Here is a 580-nt window from a genome sequence, read left to right as displayed (position 1 = left end):
ACGCGGACGATGGCGTCGGTGGGCGCGGCGAGTTCGGGCATGGGCCGCTCGTCGAGCGACTTTGTGCCGGGTCCGTGATAGACGAGTGCCTTCATCGAAACTCTCCTTTATTTGGTTGCTTAATTCGCGCCGATCCGAACCGCGCGAGGCGAGGTTCATCAAAAACGCTTCCTATGACTGTTTGGGACACGGCCTTACCCGCCCCGGCCGCATCGTCCTGTCGCCTGGCCGCGCGCGGAAACTATAATTTGCGCAGGGAATAATCGCGCGGTGCGACTGATCGATACCCTGAAACAATCGCGAGCCACGCTGGCGCATTTCTTATGGCCGCGGTCTGCCGCCCCTTATTCGGCGCGAATCCGGCGAACCTGAGGACCCGCTATGGCTAACGATCCACTTCTCGACGAAAACCATCTGCTTTCAGTTTTGCCACAAGCCGAAAGGACCCGCCTGGCGCCGCATCTGGTGCCGGTCGACATGACTTTGGGGCAGGTCGTGTACGAATCGGGTGACCGCCAGCGCTTCGTCTATTTCCCTACAACATCCATCGTATCTTTGCTTTACGTGATGGAGGATGGAG

1 pseudogene is annotated in these 580 nt (G+C 59.0%); it reads left to right on the top strand.

Features of this window, described 5'->3' with window-relative positions:
- Nucleotides 1-381: 381 nt before the first annotated feature.
- A pseudogene (locus AWB67_RS39230) lies at nt 382-580 on the top strand (Crp/Fnr family transcriptional regulator); the annotation flags it as partial.

It is taken from the genome of Caballeronia terrestris, from assembly GCF_001544515.1.
Classification (GTDB): Bacteria; Pseudomonadota; Gammaproteobacteria; order Burkholderiales; family Burkholderiaceae; genus Caballeronia; species Caballeronia terrestris.
The sequence above is the reverse complement of the archived record's forward strand: the minus strand, read 5'-3'. Positions and strand labels throughout refer to the sequence as shown.